22 protein-coding genes and 1 pseudogene are annotated in these 26,301 nt (G+C 44.5%); 15 read left to right on the top strand and 8 right to left on the bottom strand.

Features of this window, described 5'->3' with window-relative positions; genetic code table 11:
* Positions 1–25: 25 nt before the first annotated feature.
* Positions 26–1,606 (bottom strand): PAS domain-containing methyl-accepting chemotaxis protein, encoded by a 1,581-nt coding sequence (locus E8Q33_RS11975; protein WP_136554987.1) that lies wholly within the window; start codon positions 1,604–1,606, stop codon positions 26–28.
* A gap of 257 nt (positions 1,607–1,863) precedes the next feature.
* Here E8Q33_RS11975 and cfa point away from each other — a divergent pair, with 257 nt between their 5' ends.
* The 3 genes from cfa (at position 1,864) to E8Q33_RS11960 (ending at position 5,188) form a co-directional block, all read left to right on the top strand.
* Entirely contained in the window at positions 1,864–3,051 is a 1,188-nt protein-coding gene (cfa, locus tag E8Q33_RS11970; protein ID WP_136554985.1) for a cyclopropane fatty acyl phospholipid synthase, read from the top strand.
* Positions 3,052–3,192: 141 nt separating this feature from the next.
* Positions 3,193–4,650 carry a catalase gene (locus tag E8Q33_RS11965; protein ID WP_136554983.1) on the top strand — a complete coding sequence of 486 codons (1,458 nt, stop codon included), beginning with the start codon at positions 3,193–3,195 and terminating at the stop codon, positions 4,648–4,650.
* A 67-nt stretch (positions 4,651–4,717) separates the two neighbouring features.
* Complete coding sequence (locus E8Q33_RS11960) at positions 4,718–5,188, top strand: Dps family protein (protein WP_069295828.1); 471 nt, start codon at positions 4,718–4,720, stop codon at positions 5,186–5,188.
* An 83-nt stretch (positions 5,189–5,271) separates the two neighbouring features.
* Here the strand turns inward: E8Q33_RS11960 and E8Q33_RS11955 are convergent, their stop codons facing one another.
* The 3 genes from E8Q33_RS11955 to E8Q33_RS11945 all read right to left on the bottom strand — a co-directional run bounded on the left by E8Q33_RS11955 (position 5,272) and on the right by E8Q33_RS11945 (position 9,341).
* Positions 5,272–6,723, bottom strand: a complete 1,452-nt coding sequence (locus E8Q33_RS11955; RefSeq protein ID WP_136554981.1) for an aldehyde dehydrogenase family protein — start codon at positions 6,721–6,723, stop codon at positions 5,272–5,274.
* A gap of 9 nt (positions 6,724–6,732) precedes the next feature.
* Positions 6,733–8,373: an acetolactate synthase large subunit gene (locus tag E8Q33_RS11950; RefSeq protein WP_069295830.1), complete on the bottom strand. Its 1,641-nt coding sequence runs from the start codon at positions 8,371–8,373 to the stop codon at positions 6,733–6,735.
* Positions 8,374–8,459: 86 nt separating this feature from the next.
* Positions 8,460–9,341 (bottom strand): OmpA family protein, encoded by an 882-nt coding sequence (locus E8Q33_RS11945; RefSeq protein ID WP_136554980.1) that lies wholly within the window; start codon positions 9,339–9,341, stop codon positions 8,460–8,462.
* Between the two features lie 203 nt (positions 9,342–9,544).
* On the opposite strand from E8Q33_RS11945, the gene E8Q33_RS16175 reads away from it, so the two are divergent.
* The 7 genes from E8Q33_RS16175 to E8Q33_RS11920 all read left to right on the top strand — a co-directional run bounded on the left by E8Q33_RS16175 (position 9,545) and on the right by E8Q33_RS11920 (position 16,927).
* Positions 9,545–10,123, top strand: a complete 579-nt coding sequence (locus E8Q33_RS16175; protein ID WP_247870084.1) for a CHASE domain-containing protein — start codon at positions 9,545–9,547, stop codon at positions 10,121–10,123.
* Positions 10,104–10,346, top strand: coding sequence for a hypothetical protein (locus E8Q33_RS16170; protein ID WP_247870083.1), 243 nt, complete (start codon positions 10,104–10,106; stop codon positions 10,344–10,346). Before E8Q33_RS16175 ends, E8Q33_RS16170 begins: the two co-directional genes overlap by 20 nt.
* 68 nt (positions 10,347–10,414) lie before the next feature.
* Positions 10,415–12,514 (top strand): EAL domain-containing protein, encoded by a 2,100-nt coding sequence (locus E8Q33_RS11940; RefSeq protein WP_247870082.1) that lies wholly within the window; start codon positions 10,415–10,417, stop codon positions 12,512–12,514.
* Between the two features lie 85 nt (positions 12,515–12,599).
* Complete coding sequence (locus E8Q33_RS11935) at positions 12,600–13,088, top strand: hypothetical protein (protein WP_136554978.1); 489 nt, start codon at positions 12,600–12,602, stop codon at positions 13,086–13,088.
* A gap of 170 nt (positions 13,089–13,258) precedes the next feature.
* On the top strand, positions 13,259–15,376 hold the full coding sequence (locus tag E8Q33_RS11930; RefSeq protein ID WP_136554976.1) for a VTT domain-containing protein: 2,118 nt from the start codon (positions 13,259–13,261) through the stop codon (positions 15,374–15,376).
* A complete protein-coding gene (locus E8Q33_RS11925) occupies positions 15,373–16,080 on the top strand; it encodes an endonuclease/exonuclease/phosphatase family protein (protein ID WP_247870081.1) in 708 nt (235 codons plus the stop codon). The genes E8Q33_RS11930 and E8Q33_RS11925 overlap by 4 nt, the downstream gene beginning before the upstream one ends.
* A gap of 121 nt (positions 16,081–16,201) precedes the next feature.
* Positions 16,202–16,927, top strand: a complete 726-nt coding sequence (locus E8Q33_RS11920; RefSeq protein ID WP_069295834.1) for a proteasome-type protease — start codon at positions 16,202–16,204, stop codon at positions 16,925–16,927.
* 22 nt (positions 16,928–16,949) lie between these two features.
* Here the strand turns inward: E8Q33_RS11920 and E8Q33_RS11915 are convergent, their stop codons facing one another.
* The 4 genes from E8Q33_RS11915 to E8Q33_RS11900 form a co-directional block, all read right to left on the bottom strand.
* Positions 16,950–17,963 carry a putative zinc-binding metallopeptidase gene (locus tag E8Q33_RS11915; protein WP_136554974.1) on the bottom strand — a complete coding sequence of 338 codons (1,014 nt, stop codon included), beginning with the start codon at positions 17,961–17,963 and terminating at the stop codon, positions 16,950–16,952.
* The gene (locus E8Q33_RS11910; protein ID WP_069295836.1) at positions 17,960–18,901 is read right to left on the bottom strand and encodes an alpha-E domain-containing protein; all 942 of its coding nucleotides are present in this window, start codon (positions 18,899–18,901) and stop codon (positions 17,960–17,962) included. The genes E8Q33_RS11915 and E8Q33_RS11910 overlap by 4 nt, the downstream gene beginning before the upstream one ends.
* Positions 18,901–20,361: a circularly permuted type 2 ATP-grasp protein gene (locus E8Q33_RS11905; RefSeq protein ID WP_136554972.1), complete on the bottom strand. Its 1,461-nt coding sequence runs from the start codon at positions 20,359–20,361 to the stop codon at positions 18,901–18,903. The genes E8Q33_RS11910 and E8Q33_RS11905 overlap by 1 nt, the downstream gene beginning before the upstream one ends.
* Before the next feature lie 114 nt (positions 20,362–20,475).
* On the bottom strand, positions 20,476–20,970 hold the full coding sequence (locus E8Q33_RS11900) for a hypothetical protein (protein WP_136554970.1): 495 nt from the start codon (positions 20,968–20,970) through the stop codon (positions 20,476–20,478).
* Between the two features lie 200 nt (positions 20,971–21,170).
* Here E8Q33_RS11900 and E8Q33_RS11895 point away from each other — a divergent pair, with 200 nt between their 5' ends.
* The 5 genes and pseudogenes from E8Q33_RS11895 to urtB all read left to right on the top strand — a co-directional run bounded on the left by E8Q33_RS11895 (position 21,171) and on the right by urtB (position 26,294).
* Positions 21,171–22,289, top strand: coding sequence for a porin (locus tag E8Q33_RS11895; RefSeq protein WP_136554969.1), 1,119 nt, complete (start codon positions 21,171–21,173; stop codon positions 22,287–22,289).
* A 46-nt stretch (positions 22,290–22,335) separates the two neighbouring features.
* Positions 22,336–23,559, top strand: a complete 1,224-nt coding sequence (gene fmdA, locus E8Q33_RS11890; protein WP_069295840.1) for a formamidase — start codon at positions 22,336–22,338, stop codon at positions 23,557–23,559.
* A 16-nt stretch (positions 23,560–23,575) separates the two neighbouring features.
* On the top strand, positions 23,576–23,932 hold the full coding sequence (locus tag E8Q33_RS11885) for an FmdB family zinc ribbon protein (RefSeq protein WP_069295841.1): 357 nt from the start codon (positions 23,576–23,578) through the stop codon (positions 23,930–23,932).
* 67 nt (positions 23,933–23,999) lie between these two features.
* Entirely contained in the window at positions 24,000–25,250 is a 1,251-nt protein-coding gene (gene urtA / locus E8Q33_RS11880; RefSeq protein ID WP_069295842.1) for an urea ABC transporter substrate-binding protein, read from the top strand.
* Between the two features lie 121 nt (positions 25,251–25,371).
* A pseudogene (gene urtB / locus E8Q33_RS11875) lies at positions 25,372–26,294 on the top strand (urea ABC transporter permease subunit UrtB).
* Positions 26,295–26,301 lie beyond the last annotated feature (7 nt).

Here is a 26,301-nt window from a genome sequence, read left to right as displayed (position 1 = left end):
CTTTAAAGCTATTTTGCTAAATAAACTAACCTTGTTGGAAACGCTTAATCATGTCGCTCATATGATGAGATTGGGTTGATAAGCTATGGGCCGCGTTGTCAGCAATTTCGGCACCATGCGAAACTTGTGACGCGCTTTCATTAACTTGCACAATGTTGCGATTAATGTCTTCGCTGACACTGCTTTGCTCTTCAACGGCAGCAGCAATTTGGAAATTCAGCTCATTAATATTGCTGACTTCATTAGCGATGGTTTCCAGCGCTTGGATAGATGCTTTGACATGCAGCTCACTGGTGCCACTGGTTTGCTGACTTTGTTCCATCACTTTCACCGCTTCTTTCACCGCGTTATTCAACTCACCAATTAAGTTTTGAATTTGTTGAGTGGACAGTTGAGTTTTACTGGCTAATGAACGAACTTCTTCAGCAACCACAGCAAAGCCACGACCGTGTTCACCAGCTCGGGCAGCCTCAATCGCGGCATTCAAAGCTAATAGATTAGTTTGATCGGCGATGCTGGTAATTACCTCAATGATCTGTCCGATATTACGAGTATCTTTATCCAATTGAGCAACTACTTTGGAAATGTTACCGATGGCAGCGCTTACATCGCCTAAAGAATTTACAGCTTTTGATGCGCTTGATACACCTTGCTTTGACAGCTCGTCAGTTTCACGAGCTTTGGTGGCAGCATAGGCGGCGTTGGTAGCAACCTCTTGAATACTGGCAGTCATTTCGGTCATTGCTGTCGCGACTTCTTCCATCCGCATCGCTTGCTGGCGGATAGCCGATTGAATATCTGAAACAGAATGTGCACTGTTGTCTGCCTCTTGTTCAATACTGGCAGCGGAATCTCTGATTCGACCTAATGTGGTTCCCAACCGGCCTTTTAAAAACTCAGCAGTTAACTGGATTTGGCCGATTTCATCTGAGCGGCCGGTATAAATTAATGCCATTAACGGATTGTTGATTTCTTCCCGTGCCCGGTTAGCTGCTTGTTTTAATGGTAAAAAAGCCCAGGTAGATAAGCCCCAAAAAATCACAATTGTCACTGCAGCAATGATGGCAAGTTTATATGGTTCAACCTGCAACAGCGAGCTTGCCACCACCAATGAAATAACGAGTGCTATTACGTGAGCCAACAGAAAGCGATAATTTAAATTGAGTCGATAAAACCAACTGCCATCAATTGCTGACTGGCCATTATTTATGCGTTTATAAACTCTTTCAGCGCGTTCTACACGTTCACGTGTGGGTTTGGTCCGTACAGATTCATAACCGACCACATCGCCGTTTTCGATCATTGGGCTTATATACCCATCCACCCAATAATGATCACCATTTTTAACACGATTTTTTATAATTCCCATCCAATGATGCTTGGATTTCATTGCTTTCCATAAATCATCAAATGCCTCTGCCGGCATTTCCGGATGTCTTATGACATTGTGATTTTTATTAATCAGTTCATCTGCTTCAAAACCACTGATTTTTTGAAAGGTGTTGTTAAAGCTCGTAATGATGCCTTTCATACTGGTGGTTGATACGATTTCTTCACCGTCAGGGAAGGCAACTTCATTATTTGTTATTGGCAGATTTGTTTTCATGAGGTTGCCCTTCTATATTTATTTAACTTGAGGAAATGCTGACCAAAAGGTGGTGATCTATTAACGTAATAGCGGCATGTTAACTCGGGACTTTAAGTAAAAAAATGAAGTGTTAAATTCAAAAGCTTAGATTTTTCCACGAATTTTTTCATCTTATTGACACACCTGGAAAAATTCAGAAATTACCTTATACAAATCAATATGCTTTTCAGCTAAGGTAAGGCTATAAACCTTATAACAGAGGAGCAATAACGCCTATGAATAATTCAAATTCAAAAGTGGCTCATGTTAAGTTGACTGAAGAGCGACTAAGTCAAACTAAAACGGTTTCACCTCCAGCTATTTTGCGAGAAGCGGCTGCTTTGGCCGGGGTTGAATTCAACGGTGATAATCCATGGGATATTCAGGTGTTTGATTCCAGAGCCTATCGCCGCATTCTCACCCAAGGTTCGTTAGGCTTCGGTGAGAGCTACATGGACAATATGTGGGAATGCCATGAGCTGGATGAGTTATTCCACCGTTTACTTAAAGCCGATGTTGAAAAGCATTTGGGTGGCGTTGCTAAGCTCAGTTTGACTATCGAAATTATCCGTCAAAATATTTTTAATCGCCAAACTAGCAAACGAGCCTATGAAGTAGGTAAAAAACACTACGATACCGGTAATGATATTTTTCAGGCGATGCTCGATCCGACAATGAGTTATTCATGCGGTTATTGGGCTAATGCCGATACGTTGGCTCAAGCACAAATTGATAAATTGGATTTAATTTGCCGAAAACTGATGCTTAAACCCGGAGAATCGGTACTTGAAATCGGTTGTGGTTGGGGAAGTTTTGCTCAATATGCTGCCAAGAATTATGGTGTTGAAGTGCTTGGTATCACTATCTCCAAGGAGCAGCAAACTCTTGCTCGCGAGCGATGTGCAGGATTACCGGTTACTATTGAGTTAATGGATTATCGCGATCTTGAAGGCCAATTTGACAAGATTGTTTCCATTGGCATGTTTGAGCATGTTGGTCCTAAAAACTATCCCGTCTACTTTGAAAGCGCGTTGAAGTTATTAAAGCCTGAGGGCTTATTCTTGCTGCACACCATCGGCATACATGCTACTTCTTTGAAGGTCGACCCCTGGATTGATAGATATATATTCCGCAATGGAAAATTGCCTTCGGCAGAAGAGTTGGCGAAGGTCATCAATGGTCGTTTTGTCATAGAAGACTGGCACAATTTTGGTACTGATTACGATAAGACGTTAATGGCCTGGTGGGAAAACTTTGATACAGCTTGGCCAGCGTTATCAAGTAATTATGACGAACGGTTCTACCGAATGTGGAAATATTATTTACACAGCTGTGCCGGATTCTTTCGTTCTAAACAAGGGCAGCTGTGGCAGTTAGTTTTAAGTAAGCGAGGCCGGGAAGGTGAATACCGTTCATTGCGTTAAATATTCGCTTAATAAATAACTTAATCGATAAAACCGATTGTTAATATAGGAATTTGTTGTTTCAACGATTCAATGTTTTAGCCTATAGTAAGGACAAACTCACGTAGATGAGTCTTTTTTATTGCCCTCAAGGAGGCGAACATGGCAGACAAACAAAAACTCACCACAATCGGTGGCGCACCAGTCGTAGATAATCAGAATAGTATGACAGCAGGTCCTCGCGGCCCGTTACTTATGCAAGATGTCTGGTTTCTGGAAAAAATGGCCCACTTCGATCGTGAAGTTATTCCAGAGAGACGAATGCATGCCAAAGGTTCTGGTGCTTTTGGAACCTTTACGGTCACTAACGATATTACGCAATACACTCGCGCCAAAATTTTCTCCGAAGTCGGCAAAAAAACTGAATTATTCGCCCGTTTCTCCACAGTGGCTGGAGAGCGCGGCGCAGCAGATGCAGAACGTGATATCCGTGGCTTTGCCGTTAAGTTTTATACCGAAGAAGGTAACTGGGATATGGTCGGCAATAACACGCCGGTATTCTTTTTACGTGATCCATTGAAGTTTCCGGATCTGAATCATGCTGTAAAACGTGACCCGAAAACCAATATGCGTAGCGCTCAGAACAATTGGGATTTTTGGACCTTACTTCCAGAAGCGTTACATCAAGTTACGATTGTAATGAGTGATCGTGGTTTGCCAAAAAGCTATCGGCATATGCATGGTTTTGGCAGTCATACCTATAGTTTTATCAATGCTAATAATGAACGTTTCTGGGTCAAGTTTCATTTTAAATGCAAGCAAGGCATTGAAAACCTGACTGATGAAGAAGCTGGTAAAGTGGTAGGCGAGGATCGTGAAAGTAACCAGAAAGACTTATTTGAAGCAATTGAACGTGCTGATTATCCCCGTTGGGAATTGAAAGTACAGGTCATGCCGGAAAAAGATGCCGATACCTATCATATTCATCCCTTTGACCTGACGAAAGTCTGGCCACATAAAGATTATCCGTTGATAGATGTTGGCGTAATGGAGCTGAATCGTAATCCTGAGAATTACCATGCGGATGTGGAGCAATCGGCGTTTTCTCCTGCCAATGTCGTACCGGGCATCAGCTTCTCGCCCGACAAAATGTTGCATGGACGGTTGTTTTCTTACGGTGACGCCCATAGATATAGATTGGGGGTAAATCATCATCAGATTCCGGTAAATACTGCTCGTTGTCCGGTACACAGTTTTCACCGTGATGGCGCAATGCGTGTCGATGGTAATTACGGTGCGACTAAAGGCTACGAGCCAAACAGTTATGGTGAGTGGCAGGAACAGCCTGATTTTAGTGAGCCACCTTTAGCGATTAATGGTGCGGCGGATCACTGGAACTTTAGAGAAGATGATGATGACTACTACTCACAACCAGGCAACTTGTTTCGTTTGATGACGCCAGAGAAACAGCAGGTATTGTTTGAAAACACTGCTCGGGCAATTGACGGTGCTGATGATGAAGTGAAAAAACGTCATATTCGTAATTGCCTGAAAGCCGATCCTGCCTATGGCAAAGGTGTTGCTGACGCAATTGGTATTTCACTGAACGATGTGAACTAAACAGATATATGGATCATGGTCGCCGTGATTTCACGGCTGACTTCGAGTTTTATCAGGAGGTAAATGTATGAGTTCTATTGATATTGGTATTAATAAGAAAGACAGAGAGAAGGTCGCCGAAGGTCTGAAAAAACTATTGGCTGACACCTATACTTTGTATCTGCAAACCCATAACTTCCATTGGAATGTGACTGGTCCGCGCTTTCGTGAACTACATTTAATGTTTGAAGAGCATTATGTTGAATTGGCGACGGCAGTTGACGATATAGCGGAACGAATCAGAACGTTGGGTGTCTCAGCTCCGGGTACTTATAAAGCGTTTGCCGAATTGAGTTCGATCAAGGAAAAAGACGGTGTACCTGAAGCGAAAGAAATGACAGAAATTTTGACGCACAATCACGAATTAGTGGTTAAAACCTGCCGTGAAGTATTGAAACTGGCAGAAGCTGCGGATGATGAATCTTCATTGGCTTTGGTTTCAGACCGTATGCGAATTCATGAGAAAACGGCCTGGATGTTGCGGGCGATGTCTCAATAATAAGTACTTTTTCTCTCTCCCTCATTTTAAGACCGCCTACGGGCGGTCTCTTTTTGTCTGCCATATGAGGTTTTATAGGCTGATTACGGAATATTCTTTGAGGTCAAAACAATCATTTTGTCGATCTGCATATCTTCCATGCTATAGGCAATGCCGCCAGTACCATGACCTGAGTGTTTCAAACCGGCAAATGGCATCCAGTCGACACGAAATGCAGTGTGTTCGTTAATCATCACTGCCGACGCATCCAGCCGCTCTGCCACATACATTGCATTATCAATATTCTGACTATAAACCGCCGCCTGAAAGGCAAAATCCAGACTGTTGGCTTCAGCAATTGCTTGATCCACATCCTGATAAGGATAGATACAAACCACCGGGCCAAAAATTTCACTTTTGGAGACTTTGGCATCTGCTGGCGGATCAAATAATACAGTCGTGGCATAACAGTTATTTTCCAGTGCTTCACCGCCGGATAATAATTCTGCACCCTCGTTAACCGCTTCTTGTACCCAGTCATTGACCCGAGCCACTTCACTATTACGAATTAATGGGCCGATTTCTGTTTGATCCGATAATGGATCGCCAATCAACATTTTATTACCGGCTGCGGCCAGCTTTTCAGCCAGTTCACGGGCAATCGAATGATGGGCAAAAATTCGCTGAACCGACACACATACCTGACCAGCATGATAAAAGCTGCCTTTGGCCAGACCAGGAATGGCTGCATCGATATCGGCTTTTTCATCGACAATAACCGGGGCCACACCACCATGCTCAAGTGCACAACGTGTTCCAGCCGCCAGTTTTGAACGTAAATACCAACCAACTTTTGCACTGCCGATAAAGCTTAAAAAAGCAACACGCGGATCAGTGGCAAGCTGTTCTGCAACTTGATGGTTTTCTGTTAGTAAAACCTGGCACCATTCAACAGGTAAACCAGACTGATGAAAAATCTCCACCAGACGGAAACAGGATAACGGCGTATTTTCTGCAGGTTTAACAATGACCGGACAGCCCGCTGCAATAGCTGGACCGACCTGATGGGCTATCAGATTTAACGGATGATTAAACGCACTGATAGCCACAACCACACCAATCGGTTCTTTGTGCAGCATGGTTAAACGATGCTGGGAAGCAGGATTTACACCCATTGGCACTGGATGGGAAGTTTGATGACGTAGCGTATCAAGACAGTGACGAATGCTGTCGATACAACGCACCATTTCAACTTTTGAATCAATCAGCGGTTTGCCACCTTCCTCAGCAGCACCTTTGGCTAATTCATCTGCTTGTTGCTGCATTAAGCTGAGTGATTTTTCCAAAATAGCTAAACGTTGAGGAACGCTAAGCCATTTGCTTCTATCTTTAAACAGTCGATCTGCAGTTTGTAGTGCTGTTTCTACCGTGTCAGCATCAGCCACATCTACCGTTGCGATCAACTTATCGTTATAGGGATTGGTGACATCGATTTTAGCCCATTGCTTGGCTGCTACGCCGGGAATAGACAGGGCGAAGTGGGGTGCGGTAGACATAAAGCTTCCTTATAGAATGCAGATTTTCTGTTTCAAACCTTCATTGAGAATTGAGTGATTAAGAGAATAATCGATAGCGACATCAATGAGATGTACACCGGGAGTGTCGAGTGCATCACGCAGCATTTTATCGAACTCGACATAACTGGTCGGACGGTGGCCCATGGCACCGTAACTATCAGCGTATTTCACAAAATCAGGGTTACCAAAGCTTAAACCAAAGTCCTTAAACCCCATGCCTTGTTGCTTCCATTTGATCATGCCATAGGCATTGTCATTGAGAATGATAACAACCAAATCCAGACCAAGCCGAACAGCGGTTTCCATTTCCTGTGAGTTCATCATAAAACCGCCATCGCCACAGACAGCAACCACTTTACGATCCGGATTCAATAATTTGGCGAGCATCGCACTAGGCAGACCGGCTCCCATTGTTGCCAAGGCATTGTCCAATAATAAAGTGTTATTTTCGTAACACTGGTAGTTACGGGCAAACCAAATCTTATAAAGGCCATTGTCCAAAGCCAGAATATCTTTTTCACCCAACGCGGCGCGAATGGTAGTAACAGCACTTTGTGGCAAAATCGGAAACCGATCATCATCGCTATACAAACCAAGCCGCTGCTGAACTTCTTGTTTTACCCGATAAAAATAGGAGAAATCCCAATTTGACTGTGGTGATAAGGCATCGGATAAGCGATTAATGGATGTGGCAATATCACCAACCACATCCAGCTGCGGAAAATACACAGGATCGACTTCAGCCGGTTGAAAGTTGATATGAATAACCGGCGCACCACCATCTTTCATAAAAAATGGCGGTTTTTCGACGACATCATGTCCAACGTTGATAATCAAATCGGCTCTTTCAATTGCACAGTGTAGATAATCGGATTCAGATAAAGCTGCTGTACCGAGATAGCTGTCATGACGTTCATCAATAACGCCTTTACCAAGCTGGGTATTGAAGAAGGGAATTCCGGTTTTTTCGACAAAACGGGTTAACGCTTTGCTAGCACGTTTCCGGTTTGCACCTGCACCGATTAATAACAATGGCATATTGGCTTTGCGAATCATTTCCAAAGCATCTTTTATCGCTGTGTTATCAGCATCCGGGCGTCGAATGTTTTCGACCACATAGATTCGATCGTGAACCTCTTCTGCCGCAATATCTTCCGGTAGTTCAATATGAACCGCGCCAGGACGCTCCTGAACCGCAATACGAAATGCTTCGCGAACAACAGCGCCAATGGTGTTGCCATGAACGACCTGTTTGGTGAATTTGGTAATGGGCCGCATCATATTGACGATGTCGACAATTTGAAACAGTGCCTGTTTACTGGCTTTAATTGGTTTTTGTCCGGTGATGATCAACATTGGCATGCCGCCAAGCTGGGCGTACGCCGCCGGAGTTATGAGATTAGTTGCACCAGGCCCCAAGGTTGAAAGACAAACACCGGGCTTGCCAGTTAGTCGACCATAGGTGGCGGCCATAAAGCCTGCCCCCTGTTCATGCCGGGTTATGATTAGTTTGATCGAGGAATGTTGTAATGAATCAAGGAAGTCGAGGTTTTCTTCACCAGGGATACCAAAAATATAGTCGACCCCTTCGTTTTCTAGCGCTTTCACCAGCAGATCAGATGTTTTCATGGAATGTTCCTAGGTCCTCGGAGTTGGCGGAGCAATCATCGCATCGTTGCTTGGTTGTACCATAAATAATCGAGGCATCACAGCTCTTATTGAGTAAGGACAGCTATTTCCACTCTTCGGTTGCGTGCTCGACCTGATTCCGTGTCATTTTCGGTGACTGGGCGTGTATCAGCATAGCCTTCGACCCTGAAACGTTCGGCCTCATATTGAGGGTAGCGCAATAATTCGTGCACGACGGAAGTGGCTCTTGAACCTGATAACTCCCAGTTCGACCGATATTGTGGTGTGCTTAACGGACGATTATCTGTATGTCCTGAAACGACTAGAGGGTCATCAATGTCTGCCAAGGCTTTTGCAATTACATTTAGCACCGGCATAAAGGCCGGTTTGATAGAGGCTAATCCCGATGGAAAAGAAGCTTGTTCATCAATGATAATCACCACTCGATCTTCTCGTGTTTCTACTTGGAGTATACCTTCATCGATTTGTTCACGAAGTGCTTCGTTAATTTCTTTTAGTTGACGTTGTTGTTTAGCTTGTAGATACAAATTGAGATTGCTGGTTTCCAGAATAGGTTTGGTTGGGTCTGCGGATTGTCTGACCTCCTGGATAACGGTCACATCAGAAGGGTTCGGTGAAAAGGTTTGCTTGATTATTGATGTACCCATCGGAATCGGCTCGGGAATTTCTGGCGGAGTCACACCAAACGCGTTATGCATTGATTCGGCAACCATTTTCAAACGGGTAACATCAAGCTCCGACATCGACAGCAACAAAACAAAGAAGCACAACAATAAGGTCATTAAATCCGCAAAAATGGCGATGTAAGCTGGAAGGGCTTTACGTTTTAACATTCGATTTGATGAACCCATTTTCAATTGGTGATTTATCGCTTGCTCGTATTCCAGCGCTTCAAAATTATCTGAAAAGTTTGTCGGAAATGAGCCAGTAGTTATGCGAGGTTTCATTGTTACCGTAAGTGTCTGATAAATCAAGGTTTGGGGAGAAATGGGTTCTGAATGTTAACCTGTATTACAAGGCTCACGTTGTGATGTAAACCACAGCGTTAGGTAATTAATTTTTTATCTTTATAAATAGTGTAATCAGAGACTTTAATGTAACGTGTCCAGCCGAACATGCTTTGCTGGCAAATAGTTCTAATGGAAGATTAATGCGATTTTTAATAGCAACTAAACTGGTTTTTAATAGCATGATTGCCATCATCGCATTACTGATTTTGGTGGCGGCGTCGTATCTGGATCATGTTATTCAGGATCGAACAGCCAGTGCTCTTCAGTCCAAGGTTCAACAGCAATTAAGCCAATACCACAATAATCTGGTCACCAATTTACAAAATCACATTCAAATTGTCAGAGGCTTGCCAGGCTTGTTTGCGGTTAATCCCGAATTAACTCAGGCCCAGTTTGAAATTGCCATGAGTCATCTTATTGGCAAACACACCCAATTACGCAATATCGCTGCAGCACCAGATATGGTGATTCGCTATATGTATCCAGTGGCGGGTAATGAGCAGGCGATTGGTTTGGATTATCGGCAAGAACCTAGCCAAGCAGACGCTGCAGAACGTGCGCGAGTTACTCGAAAACTCATTCTGGCAGGCCCACTTGAACTGAAACAAGGCGGAACGGGATTAATTACCCGAATACCCGTTTATCTCTTAGATGAAAGTGGGCAAGAGTATTTCTGGGGCATCATTTCTGCGGTCATCGATGCCGAGACTTTTTTTTGAGGCATCTGGGTTAAATGCTGAAGATTCAGTTATAGAAATAGCTATCCGTGGAAAAGATGGTCTTGGTGCACAGGGTGAAGTTTTTTTTGGTAATGCTGCCTTATTTGAAAATGATCCGTTAACCATGCCTCTTGCCTTGCCTGAAGGATATTGGTCACTGGCTGGCAGCCTAAAGGTGGCTGGAATGCCAACAAAAATGCTGTGTGGCAATCCCGAATCTTGATATTTGCAATTGCTCTAGCCATTTTTGCATTGTTAACAGCGTTTGTTCGGTTTATGTTTTCCTCCTCATTGGCTAATCTAAAATTTCGGCAGGTAATTGATTCGTCACCGGTTCCTTACATTCTGGTCGGTCGAGATCGCAAGATAAGTTTTATCAACCCTGCATTTACCGGGCTTTATGGGTATTCCATGCATGATTTACCGACATTGGCTTTATGGTGGAATAAAACAAACATCCCTAAAAACTTTTTGAAAACCATTAATGATTGGTGGGATGCCAATCTAGGGGTGAAAACATTGCCAGATAGTTCCGTTGAAGTTCGGATTACCTGTCTGGATGGCAGTGAGCGGTTAGCCCTGCTTTCAGTTTCACCGTTACATGATGCGGTAAATAATGAACTGCTGCTGGTGGTGTATGACATCACTACCCATAAATTGGCAGAACAGCAAATCCATTTTTCAGAACAGATTTTCAGCCAGGCACATGAGGGTATTGTTCTCACCGATACGCAAAGCCGGATTCTGCAGGTTAATCCAGCTTTTAGCGAAATTACCGGATATTCCGTTGAAGAAGCGCTACAAAATACCCCGGCCATGTTGAAATCGGGCAAGCATGACGATGCATTTTTTCAGCAAATGTGGCAAAGCCTGGAAAACAATAATTACTGGCAAGGTGCAATCTGGAATCGTCACAAAGAAGGCCATTTATATGCATTAATGTTGACGATTTCTTCGATGAAAGATCCGCAGGGACAAACGCAAAATTATGTGGGTTTGTTTTCCGATATCACTCAGTCCAAGGTACAGCAGGAAAAGCTTGAGCTAATGGCCCATTATGATGTGCTCACCCATTTGCCTAATCGGATATTGTTTGCCGACAGATTTGCCCAGGCAGTTATCCATAGCCAGCGGTTAGGTACCTGGTTGGGTGTTTGCTTTTTGGATCTGGACGACTTTAAACCGGTTAATGACACACATGGTCATAACATTGGTGACTTGTTGTTGATTGAAGTGGCTGATCGTTTGCGGGCTAGTGTGCGGGAAGAAGACACAATTTCCCGTTTTGGTGGTGATGAGTTTGCTATTTTGTTTAGGGATATTAACTCATACGAGCAGTGTGAGCAGTTACTTACTCGATTGCATCAGACTTTGGCAGAGCCCTACTGGATAAATAATCTGCGCATCATGATCAGCGCTTCCAGTGGTATTGCCTTGTACCCCATGGATAATGTTGATTTAGACACGCTGCTGCGTCATGCCGATCAGGCTATGTATCAGGCTAAAATCACCGGTCGTAATACTTTTAGACTGTTTAATCCAGAGATAAATCAAAAAGTTGTACATAAGCACAATGTTATACAACGTCTTCGCGAAGCCTTGTTGAACAACGAGTTTGTTTTGCATTATCAGCCGGAAATCAACATGAAAACCGGTGAAATTATTGCGGTAGAGGCGTTGATTCGCTGGCAGCATCCAGATCGCGGATTGCTCTATCCCAATGACTTTCTGTCTGATGTGGAAGGTAGCGAGCTGGAGTTTGATTTGGGCCTGTGGGTCATCGATTCCGCTTTACAGCAGTTGCAGCAATGGCAACAGAAAGGCTTATCAATATTGGTGAGTGTCAATATTGCAGCAAATCACTTACATGCCAATAACTTCATCGAATCGATACAACAAGCCTTAAGCCGCTATCCGGATATACATCCTGCCTCATTGCAATTGGAAATTCTGGAAAGTGGTGCGCTGGGTGATGTGCAAATGTTGAGTCGAATTATTGATGATTGCCGTCAGCTGGTCGGTGTACAGATTGCTCTTGATGATTTCGGTACCGGCTATTCCTCGTTAACTCATCTTCGTCATCTGGCGGCAAACACGGTGAAAATTGATCAAAGTTTTGTACTGGATATGCTGGTGGATGCCAATGATTACAATATTGTTGAAGGGGTGATCAGTTTGGCTAAGGCATTCAATCGCCAGGTCGTTGCTGAAGGTGTCGAAACGGTTGAGCATGGTCTTATGTTGTTATCAATGGGATGTGAACTGGCCCAGGGTTATCAAATTGCTCGTCCAATGCCCGCCGCGGATATTCAAAGCTGGTGTCAACAGTTTGAACTGGAGCCGGCATGGAAGTCTCAAGTAAGGTCTGCAAAACCGGCTAAAGAATCCTAAAGCTAAATGAATCTGTGGCTTGTTGAATTAATCGTTACAAAATAACTCAAAGTAGTTTGGTTAATTAATACCATTGGAGCCCGATATGTCTCGTGACTTAAGCAAATGGTGCTTTATCTTGCTGATGATGATTCCCTTTATCACCAGCTGTGCATCACGATCACAGAGTAATTATTATCGCGAAGAAGTCGGCGAAATAATGGCCATTGAAGATGTTTGGATCGTTTCATCGCGAATGGTCACCATCGAAGGGCTGGGTAATAAACGTCCAGGTTGGGGTGCAGCAGTAGGTGCTACAGTTGCTGGTGCATCCGCCTATGGTATTACTCAGGCTGACAATCCTGCAGGTGTGGCGATTACCATTATTGCTTTGGTGGGCGGAGCTCTGGCAGGTCAATTTATTGATGAAAAGCTAAAGTCACAGCTTGGGGTGGAATATATTCTGGATAAACCAAACGGCCATAAAATTGCCGTGATACAAGCCGTTAAAAAAGCAGAAGAACAATTACCAGCAAATACCCCAGCATTATTAATGCGTGGGAAAAGTGGCTATTATCGAGTTATCCCCCAATAAAATTATGGCTTTCGATTACATCAAGCTAGTGTTGCTTTGATTCTATTCGAGTCATTCATCCATTCAGAAAAATCCTCTCCTTGGGTATTAACCTGTGTAAATAATCGCTGCTGGTAGCTGTGCTAGTCTTGGTCAATATTTGATCTTCGACAGGGAGCTCGTGTCGATTTATGCAAGAAACTAAAATTATTCGTCCAGGTGAAAACTGCTGGCGTTATCTGCAAGCCGATCGTGCAGCATTGCTGGTCGATGGTGAAAATTACTTTGGCGCTTTATATGAAGCTATCAAACAAGCTCGACATAGTGTTTATATTCTTGCTTGGGATATTGATAGTCGCTTAACTTTGATCCGAGGTGACACCCCAACAGAGCATCCCGCAGAATTAGGTGAATTGATTCATAAGGTTTTAGCCGAAAGACCAGAATTAAATGTGTACATTCTCAATTGGGACTGGGCAATGCTTTATACCCTTGAGAGAGAGTGGCTGCCACTGTTTCGTCCCAGTTGGAAAAAACAGGCGCGTCTACATTACGAGCTTGATGGCGAATGTCCTTTTGGCGGCTCACAGCATCAAAAAATTGTCGTTATAGATGACAAAATTGCCTTTTGCGGCGGTATCGATCCCGGTAAGCATCGCTGGGACACCCGTGATCATGCCCCTGAAGATCAACGGCGAATTGATCCTGATGATGTCGCCTATCCGCCGTTTCATGATATGCAGATGCTGGTGGATGGCAAAGTGGCAGAAAGTCTTGCTGAGTTGGCACGAGAACGATGGCAGAAAGCAACCGGGCAGCAACTGCAGCAAGCTCCACATTATGACGAAGATATTTGGCCAAGCGAGGTCGAACCCGACTTTCACAAAGTGAATATTGCTATCGCCCGCACTATGCCGGAATTCAATGAGCAAGCGGAAATCATCGAAGTTGAAACCTTGTATCTTGATGCTGTTGCCGCGGCAAAAAAGCTTATCTATATCGAGAATCAGTATTTTACTTCGTGGAAAGTCGCAGAGGTTTTAGCCCACCGATTATCGGAAAGCGATGGCCCTGAAGTAGTGATCGTTTGTCCTAAAATGACAGGGGGCTGGCTGGAGCAACATACAATGGATGTATTGCGTTCAAGAGTCAGTCGCAAACTATGTGATGCCGATAAATATGGTCGTTTAAGAATTTGTTACCCGCATCACGAAGCATTAGGTGATATTTATATCAGTCTGCACAGCAAATTGATGATTGTTGATAACACTTTGCTACGGGTGGGGTCAGCAAATTTAAGTAACCGCTCAATGGGCTTGGATAGTGAATGTGATTTAGCCATTGAGTCTGAAAATAATGATCAGCAGCAGGCGATAAAAGCTTTCCGGGAATCCTTGCTTTGTGAGCATCTAGATCTTGAAGCGTCTGAATTGGAAAGCCTGCTTGCCGAGCATGGCTCGTTGATTAAATTGCTTGATGCCCGAGACGACTTACCACGTACCTTACGCATGCTGGATTGTGAAATAGACGACAGTATCGATGGTTTGACCCCAACAGCAGATTACATAGATCCAGAGCGTCCAGTGGATTCTGTTTCAATGAGCCGTAAGCTGGTACCGATAGACGAGCCGCAATCGCCCAAAAAACAAATTATCATTGCGGCGCTGGTTTTGCTTGCTGTAATAGCACTGACAGCGTTATGGAAATGGACACCGTTAAATGAGTGGTTGACCCCAGAAAATATGAGACAGTGGATCAGCACTCTTAACGATAACCCTTTTACCCCTATCATTGTGATCACGGTTTTTGCGATTGCAGGTCTCATCGCCATTCCGTTGACCTTGCTGGTAGTAACGGTTGCCATTAGTTTCGGTGCATGGCCCGGCAGTATCTATGCTATTGCCGGTTCATTGCTCAGTGCCATTCTTGGTTATATAGTGGGCCAATGGCTAGGGCGTAAAAGCATTTCTAAAATGGCGGGATCAAAATTAAACCGCCTATCCAAAAGATTGGCTAATCATGGTGTGCTGGCCATTATTACGGTCAGGATTATTCCAGTGGCGCCTTTTACATTAATCAATCTGGTAGCCGGTGCATCTCATATAAAACTCAAGGATTTTATTTTGGGAACCTTGTTCGGCATGTTGCCAGGCATTTTGGCGATAACGATTTTTGCCAATTCACTGATGAGAGTTGTCCAACAACCCGAGCCAATTGAGATAGCTGTTTTTGCAATCGTCGTTTTAGCCATCGGCGGCTTGATGTATGGTGTTAAAAAATGGCTAAATAGAATTTCAACAGACACGTGACCGAGATAAAACAACAAAATACATTTACCGTTGCTACTTATAATATTCACGCCTGTATTGGTACTGATGGTCACTTTGATCCTGCAAGAATTGCAGCTGTTATAAGAGAGATTGATGCCGATATTATTGCTTTACAGGAAGTAGAGCATCATTGTGTAGATGATCTTGATTTATTGGAATATCTAGCCTATCAAACAGGCCATGAAGCCCTTGCTGGTCCTACCTTGTTTCGCGAAACTCGCCATTACGGCAATGCTTTACTCACTCGGCTGCCTTTAACATCCTTCAAACATATCGATTTAAGCGTCGATAAATGTGAGCCTCGTGGTGCAATTGAAGCGACATTTGATGTTGCCGGCTACGAACTACAGATTATCGCTACCCATTTAGGCCTGAAACCGGCAGAGCGACGCTGGCAGGTTAAGCAATTGCTGCAGCTGAAATCACAACAGGAAGCGCATATCACTTGTTTGTTAGGAGACGTGAATGAGTGGTTACTCTGGGGTAGGCCATTGCGCTGGCTGCATCGGCATTTTAATGAACAACCGCATTTAGCAACTTTTCCAACCCGATGGCCTATCTTTGCATTAGATCGTATCTGGGTTTCACCACAACGTTGTCAAGCCGAGCTGTTGGTCCATAAATCCAATCTGGCACAACAAGCTTCAGATCACCTGCCGTTGATTGCCAGAATTCGAATTTAAAATTTAAGTGAAATAACGCTTAATCAACCAAGTTTCTAAAACTGTCTCAAATAACCCTTATTGGGCATTGCTCTGTAACTCAATGTCGACTATCTTTGACATGATTATTTCAGAGGCGTGTATGACCTATTGTTTAGCCATTACCTTAGATGCCGGATTAGTATTGACATCCGATTCCCGAACCAATGCAGGAATCGATCAGGTGAGTACTTATAGCAAAATGACACGTTTTGAAACCCATGCAGACCGTTGTTTAGTGTTATTAAGTGCTGGTAATCTGGCGACCACGCAATTTGTGGTAGAGCAGATCCATCGTGATATTCATGAAAGTCAGGCGCGAAATCTCAATACCTTGAGTTATTTATCGGATACCGCTGACTATATTGGTGAAATTCTCAGCAGTCGGATCCGCCGGTATTCGGAAAATGAAGCGTCAGGTTTTGCCCCTGAAGCGACTTTGTTACTTGCTGGTCAAATTCAAGGCGGTCCACCACAGGCGTATATGATTTACCCACAAGGTAATCACATTACCAGCTCTAAAGAGACGCCCTACCTGCAGATTGGTGAAAGCAAATATGGCAAACCGGTTTTAGATCGTTTTATCCGGCCGGATACTTCTCTGCTTGATGCGGCAACCTGCTCATTGATTTCAATGGACTCCACCATGCAGAGTAATGTCAGCGTCGGTCCACCGATTGAAGTGCTGATGTATAAAAAGGATAGCTACGATATAAGCACTCACTATCGCTTTGGAGTAGAGCATCCTTATCTGATTGAGTTAAGGAAGGCTTGGGGAGATAAACTACGTCAAGCCTTTACCGAGATGCCACGATTCAGCGAACAGTAAGAAAAATGTGGTTATTGATTAACTATCTGTGCATCAAATCATGAATAAATTGCAGTTTCTTTTGTACTTTGGTTGACACCACAAACGGGTAGGCATCGGAATTACCGATACTTCTATTTAACGCGTTTAACACCAGCACCAATTGCATCCATTCCGATAACCACACATGAAATTCCCGATCAGTCTCGGGTTGTCTGATAACCTCAAACGCCACTGCCGTTTCAAGTGTTTCGTGCATCAATAGATAATGTGCCCAGGTTTCGGCCCAGTCCTCAAGCGCATGTGCACTGGCGTAGGCTGAAATATATTCCTGCTGAAAATCTTCGGGAGGGCCAGCCTCGTAATAAGCAGCTAAAGCTTGTGGATAATCAACGGTATCATCACCAAATAATGCTTTAAAATCGTTATAAATCGACTGATCTTTAATCAATTTATCCCAATAAAAATGGCCAATTTCATGACGGAAATGACCTAATAGCGTTCGATAAGGTTCATTCATCGCCTCACGCGTAGCTTCGCGATAACTATTGTCAGCTTCAGAGGCATTTAATGTGATGACCCCGGCAGCGTGGCCGCTTAAAACCTGCTCGTGACCATCAATCGGATTGCTAATCTGATCTTCGAGGAAATGAAATTGCAACCGCTGGATATCATCAGCTGGCCAGTTATCAATCGGTAAGCCAAGCCTGAGCAAGCCATAAAGCATCCTGCGTTTTGCCGACTCTAATACTGCCCAGCGTTTGACGTTATAAGGATAGACCTGATTAGGAATCACACGCGTCAAACGGCACGACAGGCATTGAGTAAAATGATCATCAGTAGACAATAACCAGTTGCACTGCATTTGATGCTGATGATGCACGCAGCGTTTATAGCGTTTTTCCGGATTTTTTACCGAACGAAACTGGCCTTTGTAAGGCTCGATACTGATGAGCTTTTGCTGCTCAGGATCAAAACCTAAAATACTGTTACAGCTGTTGCAGTAAGTATTATCAAAAAATATTTCTTGCCCGCAATGGCAATAAAAACGTCTCATGCAACCGATCTATCTGGATGAAACCATTGCTGACTGATTTGACTGCTCAAATTGGCGAGTTTTGCCTGTAAATCATCCATACGGGTATGGATCATCTCGGCAGGCAGCTCATTCAGTCTTTCAGTAAATATTTCGGACATGATTATTTGATGATGTTCCAATGTTGTGGTGGACTGCGGCAAAGGCCATATATAGCGTCCAATCGCTTTCAACGAGAAGAATAATGACCGTGGAAATGCTTCATCGCGAATTAAGAAGGTTAACACGCCATCAGCATTCATGGATGAGCTATGCGTTTGAGTGTACATCTGCTGGGCACTTAATGCGCGTAATAAGTGTGTCCACAAAATGCCCTCGGCCGCCCGCAAGGATTCGCTTCGATTTTCAGCCATCAGTAATGAAGTCATCTCCAGAATCCGGCTGGTCATATCCGCACGTTCCAGATGCTTAGCTGTTTGCATGAAATGATAGGCGTGGTTTCGGCTCATATGGTTAGCCAATATGCCCCAGACCGTTTGGCAGCGTTCCATAATAGTTAATAACAATTGCTGACGACGTCGACGATTACTGATCGCAGCCATTTCATTTTTAACCAGTAGATATAGTTCGTTCACCTGTTCCCAGGTTTCTTCCGGCAGGATATCCAATGAAGTCCGGGCATTTTCTCTAACAGCCGATAGAGAATTAAGCAGAGAAATTGGATTGTTAGGTTCTGCCAGCAAAAATTGCATCACATTATTTTCATTAATCTGATCAAAGTTAGCGTGATAGAACATATCAGCATCAAAAATGGTGACCAGCGTAAACCAGTCAATTTCAACATCCCGAGGTAAGTCCATCAATAGACCGGTATGAACATTGATGAGCCGGGCAGTATTTTCCACTCGTTCCAAATACCTGGCCAGCCAGTAAACACGTTCTGCAACTCGCGACAACATTAGCTCAGCCCCCCAAAGTATGAATCATCCACTATCCAGGTATCTTTACTACCACCACCTTGTGAGGAATTGACGACCAGCGAACCTTTGACCAAAGCAACCCGTGTCAAACCACCTGGCGTGACATAGTTGTCTTTACCCGACAGGATAAATGGCCGTAAATCGACATGACGGGGTGCAATGTGATCGCCGCAACTGGTGGGGGATACCGATAATTTGAGGGTAGGTTGAGCAATATAGTTGTTGGGATCAGCTATTAATAACTGGCGAAACTCCTCAATTTTTTCCTCGCTTGAATGCGGCCCCACCAACATGCCATATCCACCGGACTCATTAGCCGGTTTGACGACAAGTTCCGGTAAATGGTCGAGAACGTGCTGCAATTGGTCGGGATCTCGACACATCCAGGTAGGGACGTTTGGTAACAGAGGTTCTTCATTAAGGTAATAGCGGATCATCGCTGGAACATAGGCATAGATGACTTTATCGTCGGCAACACCGCAGCCGGGTGCATTAGCAATCGCGACCTTACCGTCGCGCCAGGCTTGCATAATTCCGGGTATGCCCAGGGTGGAATCTTCACGAAATACCAGAGGATCAATAAAATCATCATCAATACGTCGATAAATGACATCGACCCGTTCCAGCCCATGAATGGTCTTCATATACACATAACCATCATTGGCAACAGTCAGATCGGCGCCTTCCAGCAAGGTTAGCCCAGCTTGTTGGGCTAATGCGGCATGCTCAAAATAGGCTGAGTTATAAATGCCTGGTGTCAGCAATACCATATTAGGTTGTGCAATATCCGGTGCCAGTGATGCCAGCATGGCAGAAAGGTGAGAAGGGTAATCATTGACCGGACTGATATGCAGCAATTTGAATAATTCCGGTAACACACGCTTGGTAGTTTTGCGGTTTTCCAGCATATAGGCCACGCCGGAAGGCACCCGTAAATTGTCTTCCAACACGTACATGGTGCCGTTGTCATCACGCACTAAATCCGAACCACAAATATGTGCCCAAATCCCATGCGCCGGTTGCATGCCTTTACATTGAGGGCGGTAACCTTTGGATTGCAGCACGACTTCTTCAGGAATCAGTCCATCACGAATGAAGTTACCTTCATTGTAAATGTCATTGATGAACATATTTAAAGCACGGATCCGTTGCACCAGCCCCTTTTCGGTGCAGTCCCATTCACGTTTGGGAATGATGCGGGGAATGATATCGAAGGGCCAGGCACGATCTATATTGCCTGCATCGCTGTACACCGTGAAGGTGATACCACGTTCCAGTATTTCGAGTTCAGAGTCGACAATGCGTTGTTCGAATGCCTCTTTACGCATGGATTTCAGATAATCCAGCAACTTGTAACTGAAGTGTCTGGGCTGATGCTGATCGTACATCAGCTCATCATAGAACTCACCGGGATCATAATCACGCCACAGCTGCATCATGCTCATTTCCCCTTCTTCGGATAGTAATAAAGGTGGGACTGCAATAGTTATGCCCTAATTCCAAACAGCTTCGTATTCCAGTCCTCACATCAATATTTAACGAGCACTACAACCTTATTGCTGTAAAAGGACAGCCCACCCTTTTTTCTGCATACAGCCTAATAAGCCTCGGGTAACTAGACTCATATTGGCCTCGGGTGAATGCTCCTCCCCTAATTCAGCGGTACAGGCGTTACTGTCATTCATTAATTTTTCTGGACCAGCGCCAGCCCGCCACCAGGAATTAACCTGTAATTTTTCCATGGGATCGACGGGTTGGTCTGTTGTTTCTTCCATAACATCACCGGCCACAGCAATGGTTTTACTCTCGCCACGGCTCAGAGGGAGAAATGGCTTATCTGGACCAACGACCAGCCAGCCTTGTTGCTGAAGACATTCATCAATCTCTTTTTCAGAGCTCGCCACGGTTTCACAACGTTGTTTTTCACTCTGAAAATCTTTCGCTGTCGCACCGCGTTTATAGCTGAATTCACCGCCACAGCCTGACAGTAGTAAAACGCTGCTCATTAAGCAGAATGCGCCAATAGTGTGAATGGATTGGTGTTTCATTTTTCCTCCTTAACGATCTGTTGTTTGAACACTTGCTCAAAGAGTAACTGAAACCCTACGTAACCCATGTACGCAATTTGACGTATTTAAGCAGCAGACCCAGCTGACTAATATTGCTCTCGAACTTAATGGTTGATGAGCACCGGGGCGAATTCAACAACGACGCTTTTTATTCTGGTGAGATTTTCGGGAGAAGAAAAATGAAAAAACTGAACAAAGTTGCATATCTGGTCGCCTTGGCCACAACCGCTACATTAGCTCCAATAGCCACTACTCATGCTGCAGGCACTATTACCTTTGGTGAAGATCAGTACATCAGTGTTGGATTTGGCCTGCGTGGCAGTTACAGCAACATTGAAGATGCTGCAAATGATGGTGGCAACACAAACGACTTTGAATTGGATAGCGCTCGTTTATACGTTGCGGGTTCATTAAACAAATACATCAAAGGTATGTTCAACTCAGAAAAATCAGGTGGTAATGATTCTTTCCAGATTATTGATGCCGCAGGTATTTTTCAATTCACTCCTGATATGGCGATCTGGGCAGGTCGGTTCCTCTCGCCGAGTAGCCGCGCCAATATGGCTGGTCCTTACTACACATCAGGTGACGGTTATTGGGCAAACATTACTGCTCGCTATGGCTGGAATGGCGGCACCATCGGCCGTGATGATGGTGTGGCGTTAGTCGCCACTGCATTTGATCAGCGTTTAGCCTATTCATTCGGTGTCTTTGAAGCTGACAAGATCTTTGAGTTTAGTGGTGTCGACGATGTCACCAATAATTCCGACCAAGATGATGATTTGATGTATGCCGGTCGTTTGCAATACAGCTTCTGGGATAAAGAGCCAGGTTATTACGGTACAGGTAACTACCTGGGCACCAAAGATATATTCACCATTGGTGTGGCTGGTCGTTACAAAGGTGATGGCGCCGCATCAGCAAGTGCAGTGGGTGACTACTCGCAGTGGACAGTGGATTTACTCGTAGAGAAAAAATTTGCTCCAGGTGCAGTATCGCTGGAGGCCGCCTACTTCGACTATGACACTGATGATGTTTTCCTTTCAGAACAAGGTGATGCCTATTACGTAAGTACTGGTTTTATCTTCAAGGAAAAAGTCGGTTGGGGTCAATTCATGCCATTCGTTCGTTACCAAAATTTTGATTCTGATGCTGGCGAAACCAAGCGTACAGATTTTGGTGTGAACTACATCATTGATGGTTACAACGCATCCCTTACCGCCGTTTATCGCGATCTGGAAAGAGAAGGTTTAGCTGATCAAGATCAATTCGTCGTTTCAATGCAGCTGCAATTTTAATTCCCGGATTCAATAGCAAAACGTTTCTTCAACGTAGGAGATACAGATGAAAACCTTAGTAAAACTTGATTTAGATAAAAAACCCTGGGAACAGGACGGACAAATCCATAATCGCTGGCATCCTGATATTCCGATGATTGCCATGGTCAAACCGGGCGATGAATTCCGTGTGGAATGTATGGATTGGACCGGTGGCCAGATCGGTAACAACGACAGCGCCAATGACATTCGAGATGTGGACTTATTACAAGTCCACTACCTCAGCGGCCCGATTGGGGTTGAAGGTGCAGAGCCTGGTGATTTGATGGTGGTAGATATCCTGGATGTCGGCACCTTTGAAGATTCGCAATGGGGTTTCAACGCCTTTTTCTCTAGAGAGAACGGCGGTGGCTTTTTAACCGATCACTTCCCTGAAGCTCGTAAATCCATTTGGGATTTCCACGGTATTTACACCACTTCACGTCATGTGCCGAACGTTAAATTCGCCGGCATTATGCATCCTGGTTTGATTGGCTGTCTGCCATCACGAGAAATGCTGGAAGAGTGGAACAAACGTGAAGCGGAATTGATTGCAACTGAGCCGGATCGTGTTCCGCCTTTAGCATTGCCACCTAATGAACAAGCTGCAGTAATGGGCCGTTTAAAAGGTGATGAAGCAGCCAAAGCAGCAAAAGAAGGTGCTCGCACCGTACCGCCTCGTGAACATGGTGGTAACTGCGATATCAAGGATTTGACCAAAGGTTCGAAAATCTACTTCCCGGTCTATGTGAAAGATGGTGGCTTATCAATGGGCGACCTTCACTTTTCTCAAGGTGATGGCGAAATCACTTTCTGTGGTGCCATTGAAATGGCCGGCTATCTCGATATCAAAGTCAGCCTGATCAAAGATGGCGTGAAGAAATACGGCATCAAAAATCCACTGTTCAAAAACAGTCCTTTAACACCGACTTACAGTGATTTCTTGATGTTTGAAGGTATTTCGGTTGATGAACAGGGCAAACAGCATTACCTGGATGTACATGTTGCTTATCGTCAAGCGTGTCTCAATGCCATCGAGTATCTGAAGAAATTCGGCTACACAGGTGAGCAAGCACTATCCATTTTAGGTACCGCTCCAGTTCAAGGTCATATTAGCGGCGTGGTAGATATTCCGAATGCCTGTGCCACGTTGTGGATCCCGACTGAAATCTTTGATTTCAACATTAACCCGACGGCAGATGGCCCATCGCAATTTGTCACTCAGGGCTTTGACTTAAGTTCTACATCTTAAGACGGGACATTACGTTATGCCGATATATGACTACCGATGTGAACACTGTGGCGACTTCAGCGCTCTTCGCAAAATGAGCGAAGCCGGTGAATCCGTCGAATGTGTTGAATGTGGCGAGATGGCGGTGCGGATTATTACCGCACCCTATCTCGCGCTGATGGACCGTAACACTCGAGTGGCTAAAGAGCGCAATGAAAAATCGGCCCATGAACCCAAACAAGTGCGACGTTCCAGCTGTGGTTGCTCAGGAACCCACACTTGCAAAACGGATTCAGCCGACAAATCCAAAGCGGCAGCACAAGCCAAAAGTAACCCTAATGGCTTGATGATGCAGACAAAGAAAACCGCAAGACCCTGGATGCTCGGTCATTGAGCCCCCAAAAAAACAAAACCGTTCGGAACAATGCTGTTCACTCTAATTTGTTAACAGGAGATACACGATGAGCTACTTTAGTCGACGAAAATTTTTAGGCAAAACCGGCGCACTGCTTAGTGCAATGGTAGCGGCTGGTTTTATTACCAGCACAGCAATGGCGGCGGATTATCCGACTGCTGAAGTCAACACCACGGGTCTGGCAGTAACCGATGACACAGTAACAGTAGGTATTTTGCATTCATTGACCGGCACCATGGCGATCAGTGAAACCGGTGCTCAGGAAGCTGAGAAACTGGCAATTAAACAGATCAATGAAAGCGGCGGTATCCTCGGCCGTCAAATCAAGATCATTCAGGAAGATGGCGCCAGTGACTGGCCGACTTTTGCTGAAAAATCACGCAAGTTGTTACGTAATGACAAGGTAGCAGCGGTATTTGGTTGCTGGACTTCTGCATCACGTAAAGCGGTATTACCAATCTTTGAGCAAGAAAACGGCATTTTGTATTACCCGACTTTCTATGAAGGTTTGGAACAATCCAAAAACGTTATCTACACCGGTCAAGAAGCAACACAACAAATTCTGGCAGGTTTGGATTGGGTCGCTGAAGAAAAAGGTGCCAAAACATACTTCCTGATTGGTTCTGACTATATCTGGCCACGTACTTCAATGAAAATTGCGCGTATCCACATTGAAAAAGTGCTGGGCGGTCAAGTGGTTGGTGAAGAGTACAAACCTTTAGGTGACACTCAGTTCGGTTCAATCATCAACCGTATCCGTCTGAGAAAACCTGACGTTATCTTTGCTGCAGTAGTTGGTGGCAGTAACGTTGCCTGGTTCAAACAGCTGAATGCTGCAGGTATCACCTCTAAAAACCAAACCTTGCTGACTCTGTCGGTTACTGAAGATGAAGTATTGGGTATCGGCGGTGAAAACCTGGAAGGTTTCTACTCAGTAATGAAGTACTTCCAAAGCCTGGATAACCCGAACAACGTTGAGTTTGTAAAAGCATTTAAAGAAATGCACGGTGCAGACAGCGTTATCGGTGACGTAACTCAAGCGGCTTACCTTGGCCCTTGGTTATGGAAAGCAGCGGTTGAAAAAGCTGGCAGCTTCGATATCGACAAAATCGTAGAAGTTTCCAGAACTGGTGAAATCGAACTGGACACTGCACCAGAAGGTTACGTCAAGCTGCATCCTAATCATCACTTGTGGAGTAAAACCCGCATCGGTCAATGGAATCGTGATGGTCAGGCAACCGTAGTATTTGAATCAGATCTGATTGAGCCAAACCCATTCCCAGAAGGTTACCAATAGATCGAATTAAACCATTCGCTAAACACAGGCTGGTCAATTTTGACCAGCCTGTCTGGGTGAAAGAAGGACAGAGTGTGAATCCACTCTTTGATTAATCGGAAAATGCATCGGAGTATCCGTTATGGGTGACTTTTCATTACAAGAATTGACTTCAATTCTGGCCATGCAAGGCTTTGTTGGGATTAGCTTGTTCAGCGTACTGCTGTTAATGGCGCTGGGTCTTGCAATCATCTTTGGGCAGATGGGCGTCATCAATATGGCCCATGGCGAATTTATGGCGATGGGGGCTTATACGACTTATCTACTCTCAGTCATGACACAAACGTATTTTCCTGAGTTAATGAATTACTACTTTTTAATAGCAATCGTTGCGTCATTCATTGTGGCGGGATCATTCGGCTATTTAACAGAATATGTATTAATCAGGCATCTCTATAAACGACCTTTGGATACGCTGCTGGCGACCTGGGGTTTAAGTCTGATTATGCAACAATCATTTCGCTCCTTTTTTGGAGCACGCGAAGTCAGCCCAACATTGCCGGACTGGTTAATGGGGTCCTGGATGCCAACCGATTCTATCTTTATTCCAATTAACGGTATGTTTGTATTGGGTCTAACTGGTTTCGTGACACTTGGTGTATTTCTGCTGATGTATCGCTCAGCATGGGGGCTGAATGTGCGTGCCACTACACAAAATCGCGTAATGAGTGGAGCAGTAGGAATCAACACCAAACGGGTTGACCGACTGACCTTTGCTTTAGGTTGCGGTATTGCCGGTATTGCCGGTGCAGCCTTTACCACCATTGCTTCAACAGGCCGACCTCTGGTTCCTTATATATCGTTGATACGTTCATGGTCGTGGTGTTTGGTGGTGCAGCCAGCTTGTTCGGCACCATTGCCTCAGCGTTTACCATTGCACAGGCACAATCCATTCTTGAATTCTTCATCAGCAGCTCAATGGCGAAAGTCCTGACACTGCTGACGCTAATCATCATTTTGATGATTCGCCCTGAAGGTTTGTTCTCTTCCAAAGTTCGTAAATAATTAGCAG

It is taken from the genome of Methylophaga sp. SB9B (assembly GCF_004832235.1).
Taxonomy (GTDB): Bacteria; Pseudomonadota; Gammaproteobacteria; order Nitrosococcales; family Methylophagaceae; genus Methylophaga; species Methylophaga muralis.
This window is presented reverse-complemented; position numbering and strand designations above follow the sequence as displayed.